This is a genomic window from Azospirillum sp. TSO35-2 (genome assembly GCF_003116095.1).
GTDB lineage: Bacteria > Pseudomonadota > Alphaproteobacteria > Azospirillales > Azospirillaceae > Azospirillum.
This window is the reverse complement of the sequence record NZ_LGRA01000021.1, coordinates 1,181,086-1,199,374: the sequence shown is the minus strand read 5'-3', so window position 1 is coordinate 1,199,374 and position 18,289 is coordinate 1,181,086. Positions and strand designations below refer to the sequence as shown.

Sequence of the window (18,289 nt, the reverse complement as noted above, 5' to 3'; positions counted from 1 at the left end):
GGCCGGGTGACGTAGACTGTCGCCGCCGTTTTCAGGGGCGCCCCCAAGGACCCGTGCCATGACCGTCGAGCCGTTCACCCTCATCCTCTCCCTGCTTCAGCAGATGTGCGTCTATCTGGTGATCGCCTATCTGCTGAGCCGGACGCCGCTGTTCCTGCCGCTGACCCATGTGACGGTGCGCTGGCCGCACAAGCTGGCCTGCTACCTGATCTTCTCGATGTTCTGCATCATGGGGACCTATTTCGGCCTCCACATCGACGACAGCATCGCCAACACGCGGGCGATCGGCGCGGTGCTGGGCGGCATCTTCGGCGGGCCGTCGGTCGGGCTCGCGGTCGGGCTGACGGGGGGACTGCACCGCTACTCGCTGGGCGGCATGTCGGCGCTGGCCTGCGCCCTCTCCACCATGGCGGAGGGGCTGATCGGCGGGCTGGTCCATCGCCACATGGTCCGCCACGGCCGGATCGAGCCGCTGTTCAACCCGCTGCGCGTCGGCGCCGTCACCTTCGTCGCCGAACTGGTCCAGATGATGATCATCCTGGCGGTGGCGCGGCCGTTCGAGGCGGCGGTGCATCTGGTCGAGGTGGTGGCGGCGCCGATGATCATCGCCAACACGCTGGGCGCCGCGCTGTTCATGCGCATCCTGCTGGAGCGCCGCGTGCTGGACGAGAAGCAGTCCAGCGCCTTTTCCGCCAAGGCGCTGAAGATCGCCGCCCGCGCCGACGGCGTGCTGCGCGGCGGCTTCAACAGCGAGAACAGCACCCGCGTCGCCCGCATCATCTACGAGGAAACCGGCGTCGGCGCGGTGGCGATCACCGACCGCGAGAAGCTGCTGGCCTTCATCGGCATCGGCGACGACCATCATCTGCCCGGCACGCCGATCAGCTCAAAGCAGACCCATCAGGCCATCGCCCACAACCAGGTGATCTACGCCGACGGCAACGAGGTGGCCTACCGCTGCTCGATCAGCCCGCAATGCCGGCTGGGGGCGGCGCTGGTGATCCCGCTGGTCGGCGAGGATGGCGGGGTGATCGGCACCATCAAGCTGTACGAGCCGAAGACCAAGATCTTCTCCACCATCAACCGCACGCTGGGCGAGGGCATCGCCCGGCTGCTGTCCAACCAGATCCTGGCCGGCCGCTACGAGCAGCAGAAGGCCCTGCTCGCCCAGTCGGAAATCAAGCTGCTGCACGCCCAGGTCAACCCGCATTTCCTGTTCAACGCGCTGAACACCATCTCCGCGGTGATCCGCAACGACCCGGAGCGCGCCCGCCAGCTGGTGCAGAACCTGTCGACCTTCTTCCGCAAGAACCTGAAGCGGCCCAGCGAGATGGCCTCGCTGAACGACGAGGTCGAGCATGTCAGCGCCTACCTGCAGATCGAGCTGGCGCGCTTCACCGGCCGGCTGGCGGTCGACATCGACGTGCCCGACGACCTGCGCCACGCCCGGCTGCCGGCCTTCTCGCTCCAGCCGCTGGTGGAGAACGCCATCAAGCACGGCACCGCCCAGTTGCTCGGCGACGGCCGCGTCCGCATCGCCGCCCGCCGCGAGGGCGGCGACCTGCTGCTGTCGGTCGAGGACAACGCCGGCCTGTTCGAGGCGAAGCCGGGCGGCGACGGGTTGGGGATGACCATCGTCGACCGCCGCATCCGCAACCGCTACGGTGAGACCTACGGCGTCGTGGTCGCTTGCGACCCCGACGTCGCCACCCGCGTCACCCTGCGCCTGCCCCTGGAAGAGCCGGTTCCCGCATGATGGTCCCCGCATGATGGCCCTTACATGATGAACGTCCTGATCGTCGACGACGAGCCGCTGGCGCGCGAGGAGCTGCGCCGGCTGTTGGAGGAGGCCGCCGACGTCCGCATCGTCGGCGAATGCGCCAACGCCATCGAGGCGATCGGCGCCATCAACCGGCAGGCGCCGGACGTGGTCTTCCTCGACATCCAGATGCCGCGGGTCAGCGGGCTGGAGATGCTGGGGATGCTCGACCCCGACCGCATGCCGCGCATCGTCTTCCTCACCGCCCACGACGAATACGCGGTCCAGGCCTTCGAGGAGCACGCCTTCGACTACCTGCTGAAGCCGGCCGACCCGGCGCGGCTGGCCAAGACCCTGCAGCGGTTGCGCCGCGAACGCGCGCCCCAGGACGTCAGCGTGCTGCCGGGGGCGGCCGAGCTGCGCCACATCCCCTGCACCGGCGTCAACCGCATCACGCTGATGAAGCTGGCCGACGTCGAGTATGTCGTCTCGCGCCCCGCCGGCGTCTATGTCGTCGCCGAGGACGGGCAGGAGCGCTTCACCGAACTGACCCTGCACACCCTGCAGGAAAAGAGCCCGCTGTTCCGCTGCCACCGCCAGCATCTGGTCAACCCGGAGCGCATCCGGGAAATCCGCTTCGTCGACGGCGGGCTGGCGGAGATCCTGACCACCGGCGGCCACACGGTCCCGGTCAGCCGGCGTTTCCTGGGCGCGCTGAAGGACCGGCTGGGGATGGGGTGAGGGCGGGCGGCGCCGTCACAGGTCGGCGATGGCCAGTTCCACCGCCGCCTCGGCGTGGATCGCCGTGGTGTCGTAGAGCGGCACGGCGCTGTCCTGCGGCCCGACCAGCAGCATGATCTCGGTGCAGCCGAGGATGACCGCCTCCGCCCCGCGCTCCACCAGCCGGGCGATCACCGCGCGGTAGGCGTCGCGCGACGCCGGCTCGACCCGGCCCTGGACCAGCTCGTCGTAGATGATGCGGTGGACAGTGGCGCGGTCGGCGGTGTCCGGCACCAGCACCTCCAGCCCGTGCCGCTCGGCCAGCCGGCCCTTGTAGAAGTCCTGTTCCATGGTGAAGGCGGTGCCGAGCAGCCCGACCCGGCGGAAGCCGGCGGCGCGGATGCGCGCGGCGGTGGGGTCGGCGATGTGCAGCAGGGGAACGCCGACCGCCGCCTGCACCTCCGCCGCCATGCGGTGCATGGTGTTGGTGCAGATCAGCAGGAAATCCGCCCCGCCGCACTCCAGCCGCCGCGCCGCGTCGATCATCAGGGCGGTGGCGTCATCCCAGCGGCCGGCGTGCTGCAACGCCTCGATCTCGGCGAAATCGAAGGACCACATCAGGCAGCGCGCCGAGCGCAGGCCGCCCAACCGGTCGCGCACCCGCTCGTTGATGATGCGGTAATACTCGGCCGAGCTTTCCCAGCTCATGCCGCCGATCAGACCGATGACTTTCTGCGACATGGGTTTGGTCTCCTGCCGGTGGACGGCCAGTGGAACGGCCGACGGAACGTTTGAAACCGGGTGAAACAGGGTGGCGTGCCCCGTTCCACGGTTCCGTCCGCCGGGCCGGCGACCGGTCCTTCCTACCACGGATGCGGGATTCGGGTAAGCACGGGCTGAAATGGCTGGATTCCCGCCTGCGCGGGAATCACGGGCTTTCTTGGGCAAACTTGTGCTGGCCACAGGCGACCACCCTGGGAAATCGCTGCGGGCGGTCCGTTCGCCGCAGATCAAAACAGCGGGTCGGGCGTTACTCCTTCAACGGAGCGGGATGGGGAGGCGTGGCGATGGGAGGCTTGCGGCGCTGGTGGGGGATCGTCGCCGATGCGGCGCGCGGCTGGATGAACGACGACGCCATGAGCCTGGGGGCGTCGATCGCCTTCTACACCATCTTCTCGCTGGCGCCGCTGGCGATCCTGGTCATCGCGCTGGCCGGGCTGGTGTTCGGCGACGACGCGGCGCGGGGGGCGCTGGTCGACCAGTTGAGCGGGCTGATCGGCCGTGACGCCGGGCAGACGGTGCAGGACATGATCGCCCGCGCCGGCGACCGGGGCACCAGCGTCTGGGCGAGCGCGATCGGCATCGGCACCATCCTCGTCGGCGCGACCACCGTGTTCGTCGAACTCCAGACGGCGCTGAACCGCATCTGGAAGGTGGAGGCGTCGCAGGAAGCCACCATCACATGGCTGGTGCGGGTGCGGCTGAAGGCGCTGGCCCTGATCGGCGCCATCGGCTTCCTGCTGGTCGTCTCGCTGGTGGTCAGCGCCGGGCTGGCGGCGTTCGGCGCCTGGGCCGCCAGCGTCCTGCCGTCCCTGCCGGCCCTGCTGTGGGGCTTCGACGTGGTGACGTCGTGGGCGGTGCTGACGGTGCTGTTCGCGCTGATCTACCGCATCCTGCCCGACACCGGCATTCCCTGGACCGACGTCTGGCTGGGCGCGGCGGTCAACGCCTTCCTGTTCGCGGTGGGCAAGTTCCTGATCGGCTTCTACATCGCCACCAGCGGCGTGGTGACGGTCTATGGCGCGGCCGGGTCCTTCGTGCTGATCCTGCTGTGGGTCTATTATTCGGCGGTGATCTTCCTGTTCGGGGCCGAGCTGACGCGCGCCTATTCCGAGCGCAGCGGCAGCCGGGCCGCCGCCGGCCCCGGGGCCGACCCGGGGGCCAGCCCTAACGCCCGCCGCAGCAGCCGCGCCCCAGCGTCATCAGGATCTGCCGCGCCTTGAAGGCCTGCCGGTCGAGCGGCGGCTCGTCGGGGGCCATACGGGCCTGGGCCTCGCGGTAGCGTTCGTAGCTGTCGTCGTTGAACAGCCGGCGCAGGCTGGTCAGCGCCTGTCGCAGGGGCGTGCGGGGGCAGGGGGTCGTCATCGGGGAACCTCGCGTCGGCGGTGGGGCGGTGTGAGACGTCCCACACTACCCCCGGCCCGGCGTCCAGTGGTGGCGATCCGGGCGAGCGGCGCCATGGGCCGCCCAGCGGTCGCCATTCGCCCCCCAGCGGCGCCGCTTGGCCTCTGCTGGCGACCGCTCGCCACGTCCTGACCACCGCTCGCGGCAATCCACCCCATCCGGCGGAGGCTGAGGCGTACACCAGGGGCGAATTCCTTCTCAGGAGAGCCGTCATGGATCACGCCTTAACCTTTGTGATCGCGACACTCTGCATTCTTGCGCTCTGCTACCGCTTCTACGGCGTGTTCTTCGTGCGCAAGGTTCTCCGTGCCGACGATTCCGAAGTCACCCCGTCCCACATGCTGCAGGACGGCAAGAACTACGTTCCCACCAAGAAATGGGTGAACGCCGGCCAGCATTTCGCCGCCATCGCCGCCGCCGGCCCGCTGGTCGGCCCGGTGCTGGCCGCCCAGTTCGGCTATCTGCCGAGCTTCCTCTGGCTGCTGATCGGCTGCGTCATCGGCGGCGCCGTGCACGACACGGTCGTGCTGTTCGCCTCGATGAAGCACAAGGGCCAGTCCCTGTCGGAGGTCGCCAAGGCCGAGCTGGGCCCGGTCGCCGGCTGGTGCACCGGTCTGGCGATGCTGTTCATCATCACCATCACCATGGCCGGCCTGTCGATGGTCGTCGTCCATGCGCTGGAACGCAACGCCTGGGGCACCTTCGCGGTGTTCATGACGATCCCGATCGCCATCGCGCTCGGCCTCTACGAGCGGGTCACCGGCTCGTCGAAGGGCGCCACCCAGGTCGGCATCGCCGCCATCGCCGCCTCGGTCTTCGCCGGCCCCTACATCCAGGGGACGATGGTCGGCGAGTGGCTGACGCTGCACGCTGAAACCGTGGCCGTCGCCCTGCCGGTCTACGCCTTCTTCGCCACCGCCCTGCCGGTGTGGATGCTGCTGACCCCGCGCGGCTACCTGTCGAGCTTCATGAAGATCGGCGTGTTCGGCGCGCTGGTCGTCGGCGTCGTCTTCATCAACCCGGAAATCCGCTTCCCGGCCCTGACCGACTTCATCCATGGCGGCGGCCCGGTGCTGAACGGCCCGGTCTGGCCCTTCATCTCGATCACCATCGCCTGCGGCGCCATCTCCGGCTTCCACGCCTTCATCGGGTCGGGCACCACGCCCAAGCTGATCGACAAGTGGAGCGACATCCGTCCGGTGGCCTTCGGCGGCATGCTGGCGGAATGCGTGGTCGGCGTCATGGCGCTGATCGCCGCCACCTCGCTGCACCCGGCCGACTATTTCGCCATCAACTCCGCGCCGGCCGCCTTCAAGGCCCTGGGCATGAACGTCGTCGACCTGCCGCGGCTGAGCCAGGAAATCGGCCTCGACCTCTACGGCCGCACCGGCGGTGCGGTGACGCTCGCGGTCGGCATGACCGAGATCTTCACCCGCGTGCCGTGGTTCGGCAACCTCGCCTCCTACTTCTTCCAGTTCGTCGTGATGTTCGAGGCGGTGTTCATCCTGACCGCCGTCGACAGCGGCACCCGCGTCGCCCGTTACCTGCTGCAGGACCTGCTGGGCGACCTCTACGCCCCGATGAAGCGGCTGGACTGGGTGCCCGGTTCGATCATCGCCAGCGTGCTGGCCTGCGTGGCCTGGGGTTATCTGCTGACGTCGGGCGACATCAACTCGGTGTGGGCGCTGTTCGGGGTGTCGAACCAGCTGATGGCCTCGGTCGGCCTGATCATCGGCGCCACCATCATCCTGCGCCTGGCCCAGAAGCGGATCTACATGCTGACCTGCCTGGTCCCGCTGGCCTACCTGTTCGTCACGGTCAACGTCGCCGGCTACTGGATGATCGCCAACGTCTACCTGAACAAGGCCGCCAAGGGCTACAACCCCTTCAACGCCGGCATCTCGATCATCATGCTGGTGCTGGGCTTCGTCATCCTCGTCGCCGCGCTGAAGAAGTGGAAGGAGCTTCTGCAGCTCCGCGCCGCCGAGGTGCCGATGATCGCCACCCCGGCCGAGTGACCGGACGGGCGACGGCTCCCGCCCCGGCCCGGCAACGGGCCGGGGAAGGCTGAAAAGGCCGCGGACCCTGTGGGACGTCCCACAGGGTCCGCGGCCTTTTCCGTGCCGGCGAGCCGGGCGTGCAAAAAAATGCAGCGGGTGCGCATTCCGTGCTTGTGTCCGACCGAAACGCCCTTTATACACCCGCTCCTCGCACCGACGCAGGTGCGGGACGCGCTCGTGGCGGAACTGGTAGACGCGCTAGGTTCAGGTCCTAGTGACCGCAAGGTCGTGGGGGTTCGACTCCCTTCGAGCGCACCAACACCCCAGTGTTGGTGAACGGGTTAAACGGGGCCATAGCTCAGCTGGGAGAGCGCTACAATGGCATTGTAGAGGTCAGGAGTTCGATCCTCCTTGGCTCCACCAAACAGAACAAGGGCTCGGCGAACCATCGCCGGGCCCTTGTTGCTTTTGCGCGTCCGTGCGCGGTGTGCCGGTTGGCGGCCGCCGCTTCCGCTTGAAAGCGACGGCTCTTCCACAGGTCCCTATCAAACGGTCACTTCAGCCAGCGATCGAACACCGCCTGATAGTCGCCGGTGGCGACGGCGCGGTGGAGCCACTGGTCGACCCACAGCTTCAGCACGATGTCCCGCGGCAGCAGGAAGGCCTTTTCCGAAAAGTCGAAGGGCTGGTCGGGATGGACCGCGCACAATTCCGGGTGCAGTTTCTGCTGCAGCCGGGTTTCGACCGCGTCGGTGATCATCAGGTCGGCCTTGCCGGCGACGATCTGGTCGAAGATGGTCACATTGTCGGGATGGACCTCGATCCCGGCGGCGCGGATGTTGGCGCGGGCGAACTTCTCGTTGGTGCCGCCCGGGTTGACGATCAGGCGGACGCCGGGCTTGTCGATGTCGGCGATGGTCTGGAAGCGGTCCTTGTTCTCGCAGCGGGTGATCGGCGTCTTGCCGTCGCGCATCAGCGGATCCGAGAACAGCGCCTTCTTCTGCCGCTCCAGCGTCACCGACACACCGCCGACGGCGATGTCGTACTTGTCGGTCTCCAGATCGGGCATCAGCGTGGACCAGCTGGTCTTCACGAACTCCACCTTCACGCCCAGCGCCTTGCCCATCGCCTGCGCCAGGTCGATATCCATGCCCTCGAAGGTCTGGGTCTGGGGATTCAGGTAGGTGAAGGGCTTGTAGTCGCCGGTGGTGCCGACGCGCAGCGTACCGGCGGCCAGCACCGCATCGAGGCGCGACGGTTCCGCCGCCGTTGCGGTTCCAGGCGAGGCGACGGCGGCAACGGCGCAGACCAGCGCCGCGCCCAGGGCCGCGGCCAGACTCCAGCGGCGGGGACGCCGGGTATCGGTGGACATGGATGCTCCTCCCAATGGACGACAGGCCAATGAACGATGGGCCGGCCGGGACAGAGCCGGCCGGAGATTGTTCGTCCATCAAGCGTAAGCGGTGCGCGGCCGTCTGGCGAGAGGGCGCGGGCGGGCCCCGAAGCGACGGAGCGAAGCCCAAAACGGCGAAGGCCGGCAACCCGTTTCGGTTGCCGGCCTTCAGAATGGTGGGCGGTACTGGGATTGAACCAGTGACCCCTACGATGTCAACGTAGTGCTCTCCCGCTGAGCTAACCGCCCACTTGTACCGGCTTTCGCGGCGCGCTTGGCGTCGTTCCGTCCGGCGTGGGCGGGTGTATACCGACCTCTCGGGACCTGCGCAAGCCCTTTGTGCGCATTTTTCCGCGGTCTCCGCTTTTTTTGCCCGACGGCGGCGGAAGCGCGGGCGGTCCCGTGACAGCGGGCGCGGCGTCGACTACATCACTTCCCCATGGACGCCTCCTTCGACGCGCAACGTGATGCCGGCGCTGGGCAGGGACGACCCGCCCACGACGATCCGGCCTTCGAGATCCTGGCCCCGCCGAGCCAGAGGCTGCCGCTCGTCCTGGCGTCGCCGCACAGCGGGAACGCCTATTCCCCGGCCTTCCTCGCCGCCTCGCGGCTGGACGCCCGGGCACTGCGCAAGTCCGAGGACTGCTTCGTCGACGAGATCTTCGCCTTCGCCCCTGCCGTCGGCGTGCCAATGATCCGCGCCCTGTTCCCGCGCGCCTATCTGGACGTCAACCGCGAGGCCTACGAACTCGACCCGGAGATGTTCGCCGACCCGCTGCCGGCCTACGTCAACACCCGGTCGCCGCGGGTGGCGGCCGGGTTGGGCACCATCGCCCGCGTCGTCGCCAACGGCGAGGACATCTACAAGGGCAAGCTGCGCTTCGCCGAGGCGCTGGACCGAGTCAACCGCTGCTACACCCCCTACCACACCGCGCTGCGCGAGCTGGTGGAGCACACCCGCGACAGCTTCGGCCATGTCCTGCTGGTCGACTGCCATTCCATGCCGTCGGCCGGGGCGCCGGTTGCCGGCCGCACCGGCAGCCAGCCCGACATCGTGCTGGGCGACTGCTACGGCAACGCCTGCGCCGCCGCGGTGATCGACGCCGCCGAAGCCTTCCTGCGCGGGCTGGGCTATGCCGTCAGCCGCAACAACCCCTACGCCGGCGGCTACACCACGCGCCATTACGGCCGGCCGCGCCAGGGCATCCACACGCTTCAGATCGAGATCGCCCGCGACCTCTACATGGACGAGGCCGCGCTGACCCGCCTGCCCTATCTCGACGTGCTGACCCGCCACATGACCGAGTTGGTCGACACGCTGGGCCTGCTGCCGCCGGACGGGCTGGAACCGCGCTGACCCTGGACGGCGGACCGCGCACGGCGTCCGCCGCCCATCGAATGCCACAGTTCACGCTTATCAATGACGGTCCGGAGGCTGGCATCCGGAGAACGGTGCCCCTTGCCGGCGGCAAAAAAAAGGGCCGCGGGCGAACCCGCGGCCTCAGTCTAGGGAGGAAACGCCCAAGAAGTGCGTTACGCCAACGTCCACATCATGACGTGACCGTTGCCGCACTGCACAATATGATCGCGGTTCCGCCGGGCTTCAAGTCCAAAAAATTTTCCTATGAGTTTCAGCCCATTAACTGGGGAGGCGGTATCGCGAACCGGATACCCCTCCCGCCCGACACGCTGCACCGCACCATAACCTTATGCGGAGACCCCTTACCAAATGGGCATGCCGCAGCGGCGCGTCTGCCCCCGGCCGGCCGTGTTCGGAACCAAGCCCGCCGACGGTCGTTTCGTATTCGCCCCGCACCGGGGACCTGTGAAGCGCCCCGCCGGCGGCCAATAAGGAGAAGAACATCGTGAGCAGGCTCGTCGTCGTATCCAACCGGGTGGCCCTGATGGAAGAGGGCAAGCAGGCGGCCGGCGGTCTTGCCGTCGCCATCCTGGCGGCCTTGAAGAAGACCGGCGGCATCTGGTTCGGGTGGAGCGGAAACGTCGTCGACGGCGAGTCCCAGGCGGAACCGACACGGACGGAGGCGGGGCGGCTGACCTACGCCACGCTGGATCTGGGGCGCCGCGACCACGAGGAGTATTACAACGGCTTCGCCAACCAGACCTTATGGCCGCTGTTCCATTACCGTCTGGGGCTGATCGCGGTGAACCGGCGGACGCGCGAGGGCTACGAGCGGGTCAACGCCTATTTCGCCGACAAGCTGGAGCCGCTGCTGCGCCCCGACGACATGATCTGGGTCCACGACTACCACCTGATCCCGTTCGGCGACGAACTGCGGCGCCGGGGCTGTTCGCAGCGGATGGGCTTCTTCCTGCACACGCCCTTCCCGCCGCCGGAACTGCTGACCGCCCTGCCCAACCACCGCGACCTGATCCGCGAGCTGTGCGCCTACGATCTGGTCGGTTTCCACACCGCCGCCGACCTGCGCGGCTTCGTCGACTACATCCGCCTGGAGACCGACGGCACGGTGGAACAGCGCGGCGCCTACGGCACCGCGACGATCCGCGCCTTCGGCCGCACGCTGCTCGCCAAGGTCTTCCCCATCAGCATCGACACCGCGGCGCTGGAAAGCCTGGCCCGCACCGCCAGCCGGTCGCGCCAGACCGAACGGCTGCGCGACAGCCTGGTCGGGCGGCGGCTGATCGTCGGCGTCGACCGGCTCGACTATTCCAAGGGGCTGCCACAGCGCTTCGCCTCCTTTGAACAGTTGCTGTCCGAGTATCCGGAGCACCGCAACCGCGTCACCTTCCTGCAGATCGCCCCGCCGAGCCGCGAGGACGTGCCGGAATACATCGCCATCCGCCGTGAGCTGTCGGAGATGGCCGGCCGCATCAACGGCCGCTTCGCCGAGTTCGACTGGCAGCCGATCCGCTATCTGAACCGCAGCTTCGGCCAGCGCGTGCTGGCCGGCTTCTACCGGCTGGCCAACGTCGGGCTGGTGACGCCGCTGCGCGACGGCATGAACCTCGTCGCCAAGGAGTATGTCGCCTGCCAGGACGACGAGAATCCGGGCGTGCTGGTGCTGTCGCAGTTCGCCGGCGCCGCGCACGAGCTGGGCGAGGCGCTGATCGTCAACCCGTTCGACATCGAAGGGGTGGGCGACGCCCTGCAGCGGGCGCTGACCATGCCGCTGGGCGAGCGCAAGGAGCGCCACGCGGCGATGATGCGGACGCTGCGCTCGCACGACATCGGTTGGTGGCGTGAAAGCTATGTGGACGCGCTGACCCGTGCGCCGTATGACTTTCCGGTCACCTGAGCATCCGCTCGGCCCATTTCCAAGGCAGACCCGACGCCATGGCCGCCGATCCCGCCATCCCCACCGACTCCCCCCTCCCGGCCCCGATCCTGGCCCCGATCCTGGTCGCCGACATCGGCGGCACCAACGCCCGCTTCGGCCTGATCGACGGGCGGGTGGTGCGCGACACGCGGGTGCTGCGTTGCGCCGACTACGCCTCGATCGAGGACGCCGCCGGCGCCTATCTGGCGGCGGTCGGGCTGGCGGCGCCCGGAACGCCCGGCCGGCCGCGGCGCGGCGCCTTCGCGGTGGCCGGGCCGGTCACTGGCGATCACATCGCCATGACCAACCTGGTCTGGCAGTTCTCGGTCGCCCGCGTGCGCGACGCGCTGGGGCTCGACGGTCTGGTGGTCATCAACGACTTCACCGCCGTCGCCCTGTCGGTGCCGCGGCTGGGCGAGGAGGACCGCCGTCCGGTCGGCGACGGCGCGCCGCTGCCGGGCGGGGTGGTCGCCGTGCTGGGGCCGGGCAGCGGCCTCGGCGTCTCCGGGCTGGTGCCGGGGGCGAACGGCCGCTGGACCGCGCTGTCGGGCGAAGGCGGCCACGTCACCATGGCGCCGATCAGCGACCGCGAGAGCGCCGTGCTGGGACAGTTGCGCAAGAGCTTCGACCATGTCTCGGCCGAGCGGGTGCTGTCGGGGCCGGGGCTGGTCAACCTCTACGACGCGCTGTCGATCCTCGACGGGCGCGAGCCGGCGCCGCTGACCCCGGCGCAGGTCGCCGACCACGCGGTGGCCGGCACCGAGGCCCACTGCGTCGAGGCGGTGGAGATGTTCTGCGCCATGCTGGGCACGGTGGCCGGCAACCTGGCGCTGACGCTGGGCGCCCGCGGCGGCGTCTACATCGCCGGCGGCGTGGTGCCGAAGCTGGGCACGCTGTTCACCCACTCCCGCTTCCGCAAGCGCTTCACCGAGAAGGGCCGCATGCGCGACTTCCTGGTCCCGGTGCCGACCTACGTCATCACCCACGAGCTGCCCGCCTTCCTCGGGCTGGCGGAGGCGGCCGGGGCCGACTGAGGGCGGCCGACCGCGGGGCGCGGACGGAGCGACTTGTCGCGCCCCCACCGGTCGCCCCACTTGTCGCTTGAACCGGCGGGACCGGCCGCACATGGTGGTCGCTACCACCATCGGACCAACCGGAACGCCATGGCCACCGACCTTCGTGTCCGCTTCCTGCACCCGTCGGGCGCCATCGGCCCCGGCAAGATCGCGCTGCTGGAAGCGATCGACCGCACCGGATCGATCTCCGCCGCGGCGCGCTCGCTGGAGATGACCTTCCGCCGCGCCTGGTTCCTGGTGGAGACGATGAACACCGCCTTCCGCGAACCGGTGATCCGCACCAGCGTCGGCGGCCGCGAGGGCGGCGGCGCCGGCCTGACCCCGCTCGGCCAGGAGGTCGTCGCCCGCTACCGCCAGGTGGAGGAGGACGCACGCAAGGCCGCCGAACCGCACCTGCGCTGGCTCGACGAGGCGCTGAAGGCGGAGGTGGCCGCCACGGTGGACGCTCCCGCGGACGAAATGCCCGCCGACAACACCGCGGTCGACGACAGCGGGAGCTGAGCGGTCCGGTGCCCGCTTTTTCTTCCATGCGCGCGGTGCAGCCCAGGGCAACCGGAAGTCCGGTGGTGCGACGCAATCAGGCGGCGTAGATCTGCATCTGTTGCCGCTGGGCCGCCAGCGTTGCCGATCGGCAACAAACCATCAGCCCCCTGCCATCACCCCCTGCTTTCCCCGATCCCCGGACGGACCGCGCGAGCGGAGCCGAACGGCGCGATCCTGCCCCGAGCCCCCTCCTCCCATGTCGTTCTTTCCGCTGCCCATCTCGGCCGCCGACGCCTTCGGCGCGGCCGCCTTCGCCGGTTCGTGCCTGTGGCCGCTGATGAAGAAGCGCCGCGCCCTGCTGGCCGGGCAGGCCGTCACCAACCTGATGTTCATCACCCATTACGTGCTGCTGGGCGCGCACACCGCCGCCGCCCTCTGCGCGCTGGTGGTGGTGCAGGCGCTGGCGGCGCTGCCGGAGGGGCGCAGCCGCTGGCAGACCGGGCTGTTCGCCGCCACCATGCCGGCCATCGCCGCCATCGCCTGCCTGACCTGGGCCGGCCTGCCGTCGGCGCTGTCCAGCCTGGGCATCACCTTCTCCACCCTGGCGCGCTGGCAGTCGGACACCATGCGGATGCGCTGGCTGCTGCTGACCGCCGGGCTGTTCTGGGTCACCCACAACACGCTGGTCATGTCGCCCTTCGCCATGGCGTCGGACGGCATCGCCGCCGCGGCCAACATCCTGCGCCTGATCAGCGAGCGCCGCGCCGCCCGCGCCGCCGCTCTTGCCCCCGATGGCGCCATCGCCAACGGCAACGCCGTGCCCGCCGCCGCGAAAGCCACCCTGGCCGCCGCCTGACGGTCACCACCCCCCGGCAGAGTACCGCCTCCGGATGGGGCCGCCCCCTCCGGAGGCGATCGAATTGGGCAATCGAATTGGGCGCTGGCGTCGAGCCGGCGCCGCGCCTAAAAGAGCCTGTGCGTGTGCACGGCAGCAAAGAAGGGCGGCCAATTCATGCTGAAGCGTTTGTATGACTGGACCATGGAAAAGGCCGCGTCGAAGGACGCGACCAAATGGCTGGCCGGGGTGTCCTTCGCCGAAAGCTCCTTCTTCCCGCTGCCGCCGGACCTGCTGCTGGTGCCGATGGTCATCGCCGACCGCAAGGCGGCGTGGAAGCTGGCGACGATCTGCACCCTGGCCTCGGTGGTCGGCGGCATCGCCGGCTACATGATCGGCTATTTCCTCTACGAGACGATCGGCCGCTGGGTCATCGACTTCTACCACCTGACCGACAAGTTCGAGCAGCTGCGGCTGACCTTCGTCGAGTACGGGGCGGAAATCCTGATCATCAAGGGCATGACGCCCATCCCCTACAAGCTGCTGACCATCACCGCCGGCGTCGCCCATCTGCCGCTGTGGGTGTTCATCGGCGCCTCGATCATCTCCCGCTCGATCCGCTTCTATCTGGTCGCGGCGCTGCTGTACTTCTTCGGTCCGCCGATCCGCAACTTCATCGAAAAGCGGCTGACCCTGGTCACCAGCGTGTTCGCGGTGGCGCTGATCGGTGGTTTCCTGGTCGTGAAGCTGCTGTAGCCCGCCACCTTATTCCCGACAGACAGGACCTCCATGCCTCCGCGCGGGCGCCCGCCCCACCCCAGCCGCGCCCGCCCCCGGACCGCCGCCATTTCTGCCGCTTCCACTCCGGCCCCGGAGGCGGGCGATCCGCGCAAGCTGTTCCGCGTCGCCGGTCTCGCCGCCGTGTCCGCCCTGTTCGCCCACGAGCCGGAGCGGGTGGAGCGGCTGTTCTTCGACGAGCGTCTGAAGCCGGCGGTCGGCGCCTTCTGCAAGGCGATGGCCGCTGCCCGCAAGCCCTACCGCATGGTGGAGGGCGAGGAGCTGGCGAAGGTCGCCGGCACCGTGCTGCACGGCGGGGTGGTGGCGCTGATGACGCCGCGCACGCTGCCGCTCTTCGACACCGAGGTGGCGCGGCGGACGCCGGAGCCGCTGCTGATCCTCGACGGGGTCGGCAACCCGCACAATCTCGGCGCCATCCTGCGCACCGCCGCCTTCTTCGGCCTGCCCCGCGTCCTGGTGTCCGACCATCCTGGCCAGTCCCTGCCGTCGGAGGCCGCCTACCGCGTCGCCGAAGGCGGCTTCGAATGGGTGGCGCTGGAGCGCGCCCCCGCCCTGCCCGCGCTGCTGAAACGCCTGCGCGCCAGCCACCGGGTCTTCGGCACCGCGCTGGACCAGTCGCGCCCGACCGTCGACGCCGGCGCGCTGGGCGGCTGGCGCGGCCAAGCGGGCGCCAAGTCCCCGGCGGCTAAGCCCCCGGCGGTGGTTCTGGGCAACGAGGAGGACGGCATCCCGCCGGCGACGCTCGCCGCCTGCGAGGCGGTGCTGACCATTCCCGGCAGCGGACGCGTCCAGTCGCTGAACGTCGCCGCCACCGCCGCCATCCTCATCCACGCGCTGGCGGGCGGCTGACCGCCGGCCACCAACCGCCACCTGACCCTCACCCCAGGGCGGCGATCAACACCACCGCGACCCCGGCGACGCAGGCCAGCGGCAGCAGTTCCACGCCGTTGCGCTTCCAACTGGGAACGGCGCCGTGGCCGTGCGCGCCGACCGGATCGTCGGCCCAGCCATGGACCGACGGGACCGCTCCCGGCGCCGACACGGCGGGGGCCGCCGGGCTGGCCATGTCGACCACGCCGTCGCCACGGCGGTAATCGTCGCGGGTCTGGCGGGCGAGCGCCGGGTTGGGACGGCCGTGCATCAGGCGCGAATCGTCCAGCTCGACCTCGACGCCGGCGGCCTCGATCCGCTCGATCACGGCGGCGGTCTCCTCCGGCGTCATCGTGTCCACCGGCAGGGCGGCGCCCAGCGCCTCGGCGCTCAGGCGGTTGCCGTTGCGGCGTCCCTGCGCGATCAGGGACTGGACGGCGGCGTGGTCGGTGGTGCTGGCCATGATGATGGTCTCCCCTTTCCAGGATGCTTGGACGTGTCGATGGATCAACACCCGCGGCCGGTCCAAGGGTCCATTCCCGGCGCCACCTTGCCGCGGACTGGCGGCGACCCGACATAAGTGGTCCCTCCAACGGATCATCACTGATGGGAGACCAGACCATGCTGGGGCATTTTCTGCGCAAGCCGGCGACCCTGCCGACGCCGGAGGAGGCACTGCCCGGCCGCAGCGAACCGGTCGCGGTGCCCGACCGCCATCACGTCAACGGCCGCCGGATGACGCCGCCCTACCCGCCGGGGCTGGAGGTGCTGGACGTCGGGCTGGGCTGTTTCTGGGGGGCGGAGCGCAAGTTCTGGCAGGTGCCGGGCGTGTGGGTGACCGCCGTCGGCTACCAGGGCGGCCACACCCCCAACCCGACCTATGAAGAGGTCTGTTCGGGCCGCACCGGCCACACCGAGGCGGTGCGCATCGTCTATGACCCCGCCGCGGTCAGCCTCGACGACCTGCTGCGGGTGTTCTGGGAGTCGCACGACCCGACCCAGGGCATGCGCCAGGGCAACGACGTCGGCACCCAATACCGGTCGGCGCTCTACACCCACAGCCCGGCGCAGCGGGCCGCGGTCGAGGCGTCGCTCGCCGCGTACCAGCAACGGCTGAAGGAGGCCGGCTACGGCCCGGTCACCACCGAGGTCCGCGACGCCCCGCCCTTCTACTTCGCCGAGGGCTATCACCAGCAGTATCTCGCCAAGAATCCAAACGGTTACTGCGGCCTGGGCGGCACCGGCGTCACCTGCGCCGCGTGAAAGCCGGGTAAATCCGGAGCGGCGGCGTCCCTGCCGGGCTCAAGCCCTTGCGGTTGCGCCGCACCGGCGCTTGCGGGTATGGTTCGGGCGGCTCTTGAAAGCTCCCGCGGCGGCCCTGCCGCGGGGGCGCCGCCCGTCCAGCTGCGATTGACATGACCAAGGAAAGAACCGAGCTGGCGACGCCGTATCTCAGCGGCCTGCTCGAATTCTGGCTCACCAAATCCGTCGCCGGCCGTCCGCCGGTCCCCAGCAGCATCGCCCCGGCCGATCTGCGGCCGTGGAAGGACAACATCGCCGTGTTCGAGGTGATCGGCGAGGAGGCCGGCACCTTCGTCTATTCCTATTACGGCAAGGCGCTGGTCGCCGCCTTCGGCCAGTCGCGCCTGGGCGCCACGCTGGACGACCTGCCGCCCGAACAGCGCGCGGTGCTGCAACCGGAATACGAGACGGTGCGGCGCGAACGGCTGCCGATCGCCCGCGTCCACACCGCGGTCTTCGGCGGGCGCACCCGCAGCTTCGAACGGCTGGTGCTGCCGATGTCGAGCGACGGGACCAGCATCGACAAGCTGCTGGTCGCCGCCTACGAGATGACCCCGCGCGAGTTGGCGGCCCGTCCTCCCGTGCTTGGAGGGGCCGTGCTTGGAGGGGCCGTGCGTGGCCCTGCCGCCGGCGCCGCCGCCGGTCCCGTCCCCCTCACCGTTCAGAAGCCGGGAGCCTCGGCATGACGCCGCGTATGCCGCACCTCGCCGCCCCGCCGACCCAGGCGGGCGTGGTCACCGCCGACGAGTTCAATCTGTGGTGCGCGCTGAACGGCCGCCCCTTCAACCTCGTGCCCAACCCGCGGCCCGACAGCCGCGTGATGTGGGATGTCGAGGTGCTGCCGGGCACGCCGCGCGCCGGCACCGTCTACTCCACCAACCTGTCGGACGAGGCGCTGGCGGTGGTCGCCGGCTTCGCCTTCCTGTCGGGCGTCGAATGGGCCTATGAGGCGCGCGAGCCGGCCGAGGCCGAAGCGCCCGCCACCCCGCCCTGCGCCCCATGCGAGCCCGCCCCCGCTCCGACGGCGGCGGTCGCAGCGCCTCGGACCGCGGTGGCCGAAGCCGCGCCCTGCGCGCCGGCCACGCCGTCGGATCCGGGGGTCTATTCGCTGCCGGCGGTGACGCTGTTGCAGAACCCGCCGCCGCGCCCGGTGCAGCAGCATGACGAGGCGGTGCTGGCCCGCAACGCGCGGATGCTGGAAACCGTCCTGAAGAACTTCCGCGTCCGCGGCGAGATCATGGACGTGCGCCCCGGCCCGGTCGTGACGCTGTACGAGTTCGAGCCGGCGCCCGGCACCAAGTCGGCGACCGTGATCAACCTGACCGACGACATCGCCCGCTCGATGAGCGTGGTCACCGCCCGCATCGCCATCGTCCCCGGCCGCAGCGTCATCGGCGTCGAGCTGCCGAACCCGGTGCGCGAGATGGTTTATCTGCGCGAGAGCTTCGACCACGACGCCTTCCGCAACACCACCGCCCAGCTCGCCATCGCGCTGGGCAAGGACATCAGCGGCGAGCCGGTGGTGGCCGACCTCGCCCGCATGCCGCATTTGCTGGTCGCCGGCACCACCGGC

Annotated in this window: 18 protein-coding genes and 3 tRNA genes; 16 read left to right on the top strand and 5 right to left on the bottom strand. The window is 69.7% G+C overall.

The window, feature by feature from the left end; translation table 11 throughout:
- Positions 1-58 precede the first annotated feature (58 nt).
- Both TSO352_RS21510 and btsR read left to right on the top strand, forming a co-directional pair.
- Positions 59-1,756: a sensor histidine kinase gene (locus tag TSO352_RS21510; protein WP_109109265.1), complete on the top strand. Its 1,698-nt coding sequence runs from the start codon at positions 59-61 to the stop codon at positions 1,754-1,756.
- A 24-nt stretch (positions 1,757-1,780) separates the two neighbouring features.
- Positions 1,781-2,500 (top strand): two-component system response regulator BtsR, encoded by a 720-nt coding sequence (btsR, locus tag TSO352_RS21505; RefSeq protein ID WP_109109264.1) that lies wholly within the window; start codon positions 1,781-1,783, stop codon positions 2,498-2,500.
- 15 nt (positions 2,501-2,515) lie between these two features.
- On the opposite strand, the gene TSO352_RS21500 is transcribed toward btsR, so the two are convergent.
- Positions 2,516-3,220, bottom strand: a complete 705-nt coding sequence (locus TSO352_RS21500; protein WP_109109263.1) for an aspartate/glutamate racemase family protein — start codon at positions 3,218-3,220, stop codon at positions 2,516-2,518.
- A gap of 326 nt (positions 3,221-3,546) precedes the next feature.
- On the opposite strand from TSO352_RS21500, the gene TSO352_RS21495 reads away from it, so the two are divergent.
- Positions 3,547-4,482 carry a YihY/virulence factor BrkB family protein gene (locus TSO352_RS21495; RefSeq protein ID WP_109109262.1) on the top strand — a complete coding sequence of 312 codons (936 nt, stop codon included), beginning with the start codon at positions 3,547-3,549 and terminating at the stop codon, positions 4,480-4,482.
- Here TSO352_RS21495 and TSO352_RS21490 read toward each other — a convergent pair.
- Positions 4,427-4,624, bottom strand: a complete 198-nt coding sequence (locus TSO352_RS21490; RefSeq protein WP_109109261.1) for a CstA-like transporter-associated (seleno)protein — start codon at positions 4,622-4,624, stop codon at positions 4,427-4,429. The two genes, TSO352_RS21495 and TSO352_RS21490, sit on opposite strands and share 56 nt — an antisense overlap.
- A 251-nt stretch (positions 4,625-4,875) precedes the next feature.
- Here TSO352_RS21490 and TSO352_RS21485 point away from each other — a divergent pair, with 251 nt between their 5' ends.
- The 3 genes from TSO352_RS21485 to TSO352_RS21475 all read left to right on the top strand — a co-directional run bounded on the left by TSO352_RS21485 (position 4,876) and on the right by TSO352_RS21475 (position 7,086).
- The gene (locus tag TSO352_RS21485) at positions 4,876-6,681 is read left to right on the top strand and encodes a carbon starvation protein A (protein ID WP_109109260.1); all 1,806 of its coding nucleotides are present in this window, start codon (positions 4,876-4,878) and stop codon (positions 6,679-6,681) included.
- A gap of 213 nt (positions 6,682-6,894) precedes the next feature.
- Positions 6,895-6,981 (top strand) — tRNA-Leu (locus TSO352_RS21480).
- 29 nt (positions 6,982-7,010) lie between these two features.
- Positions 7,011-7,086: transfer RNA gene (locus tag TSO352_RS21475), tRNA-Ala, on the top strand.
- Positions 7,087-7,216: 130 nt separating this feature from the next.
- Here the strand turns inward: TSO352_RS21475 and TSO352_RS21470 are convergent.
- Entirely contained in the window at positions 7,217-8,035 is an 819-nt protein-coding gene (locus tag TSO352_RS21470) for a transporter substrate-binding domain-containing protein (RefSeq protein ID WP_109109259.1), read from the bottom strand.
- 195 nt (positions 8,036-8,230) lie between these two features.
- Positions 8,231-8,305 (bottom strand) — tRNA-Val (locus TSO352_RS21465).
- Between the two features lie 190 nt (positions 8,306-8,495).
- Here TSO352_RS21465 and TSO352_RS21460 point away from each other — a divergent pair.
- The 7 genes from TSO352_RS21460 (at position 8,496) to TSO352_RS21430 (ending at position 15,393) form a co-directional block, all read left to right on the top strand.
- Positions 8,496-9,413 (top strand): N-formylglutamate amidohydrolase, encoded by a 918-nt coding sequence (locus TSO352_RS21460; protein WP_109109258.1) that lies wholly within the window; start codon positions 8,496-8,498, stop codon positions 9,411-9,413.
- Positions 9,414-9,921: 508 nt separating this feature from the next.
- Positions 9,922-11,331, top strand: a complete 1,410-nt coding sequence (otsA, locus tag TSO352_RS21455; protein ID WP_109109257.1) for an alpha,alpha-trehalose-phosphate synthase (UDP-forming) — start codon at positions 9,922-9,924, stop codon at positions 11,329-11,331.
- 38 nt (positions 11,332-11,369) lie between these two features.
- Positions 11,370-12,386: a glucokinase gene (locus tag TSO352_RS21450; RefSeq protein ID WP_109109256.1), complete on the top strand. Its 1,017-nt coding sequence runs from the start codon at positions 11,370-11,372 to the stop codon at positions 12,384-12,386.
- A gap of 129 nt (positions 12,387-12,515) precedes the next feature.
- Complete coding sequence (locus tag TSO352_RS21445; RefSeq protein ID WP_247872296.1) at positions 12,516-12,929, top strand: LysR family transcriptional regulator; 414 nt, start codon at positions 12,516-12,518, stop codon at positions 12,927-12,929.
- A gap of 238 nt (positions 12,930-13,167) precedes the next feature.
- Positions 13,168-13,767: a YgjV family protein gene (locus tag TSO352_RS21440; protein ID WP_109109255.1), complete on the top strand. Its 600-nt coding sequence runs from the start codon at positions 13,168-13,170 to the stop codon at positions 13,765-13,767.
- 156 nt (positions 13,768-13,923) lie between these two features.
- The gene (locus TSO352_RS21435) at positions 13,924-14,502 is read left to right on the top strand and encodes a YqaA family protein (RefSeq protein ID WP_109109254.1); all 579 of its coding nucleotides are present in this window, start codon (positions 13,924-13,926) and stop codon (positions 14,500-14,502) included.
- Positions 14,503-14,535: 33 nt separating this feature from the next.
- Positions 14,536-15,393 carry an RNA methyltransferase gene (locus tag TSO352_RS21430; RefSeq protein ID WP_109109253.1) on the top strand — a complete coding sequence of 286 codons (858 nt, stop codon included), beginning with the start codon at positions 14,536-14,538 and terminating at the stop codon, positions 15,391-15,393.
- Between the two features lie 28 nt (positions 15,394-15,421).
- On the opposite strand, the gene TSO352_RS21425 is transcribed toward TSO352_RS21430, so the two are convergent.
- Positions 15,422-15,877, bottom strand: a complete 456-nt coding sequence (locus TSO352_RS21425; protein ID WP_109109252.1) for an RNA polymerase sigma factor region1.1 domain-containing protein — start codon at positions 15,875-15,877, stop codon at positions 15,422-15,424.
- A 158-nt stretch (positions 15,878-16,035) separates the two neighbouring features.
- Between TSO352_RS21425 and msrA the strand changes: the two genes are divergently transcribed.
- From msrA to TSO352_RS21410, 3 genes are all read left to right on the top strand, one after another.
- Positions 16,036-16,677, top strand: coding sequence for a peptide-methionine (S)-S-oxide reductase MsrA (gene msrA, locus TSO352_RS21420; protein ID WP_109110783.1), 642 nt, complete (start codon positions 16,036-16,038; stop codon positions 16,675-16,677).
- Positions 16,678-16,829: 152 nt separating this feature from the next.
- Positions 16,830-17,402: a PAS domain-containing protein gene (locus tag TSO352_RS21415; protein WP_109109251.1), complete on the top strand. Its 573-nt coding sequence runs from the start codon at positions 16,830-16,832 to the stop codon at positions 17,400-17,402.
- A partial coding sequence (locus TSO352_RS21410) for a DNA translocase FtsK (RefSeq protein ID WP_282183897.1) occupies positions 17,399-18,289 on the top strand: 891 nt, incomplete at its 3' end. The genes TSO352_RS21415 and TSO352_RS21410, both read left to right, overlap by 4 nt.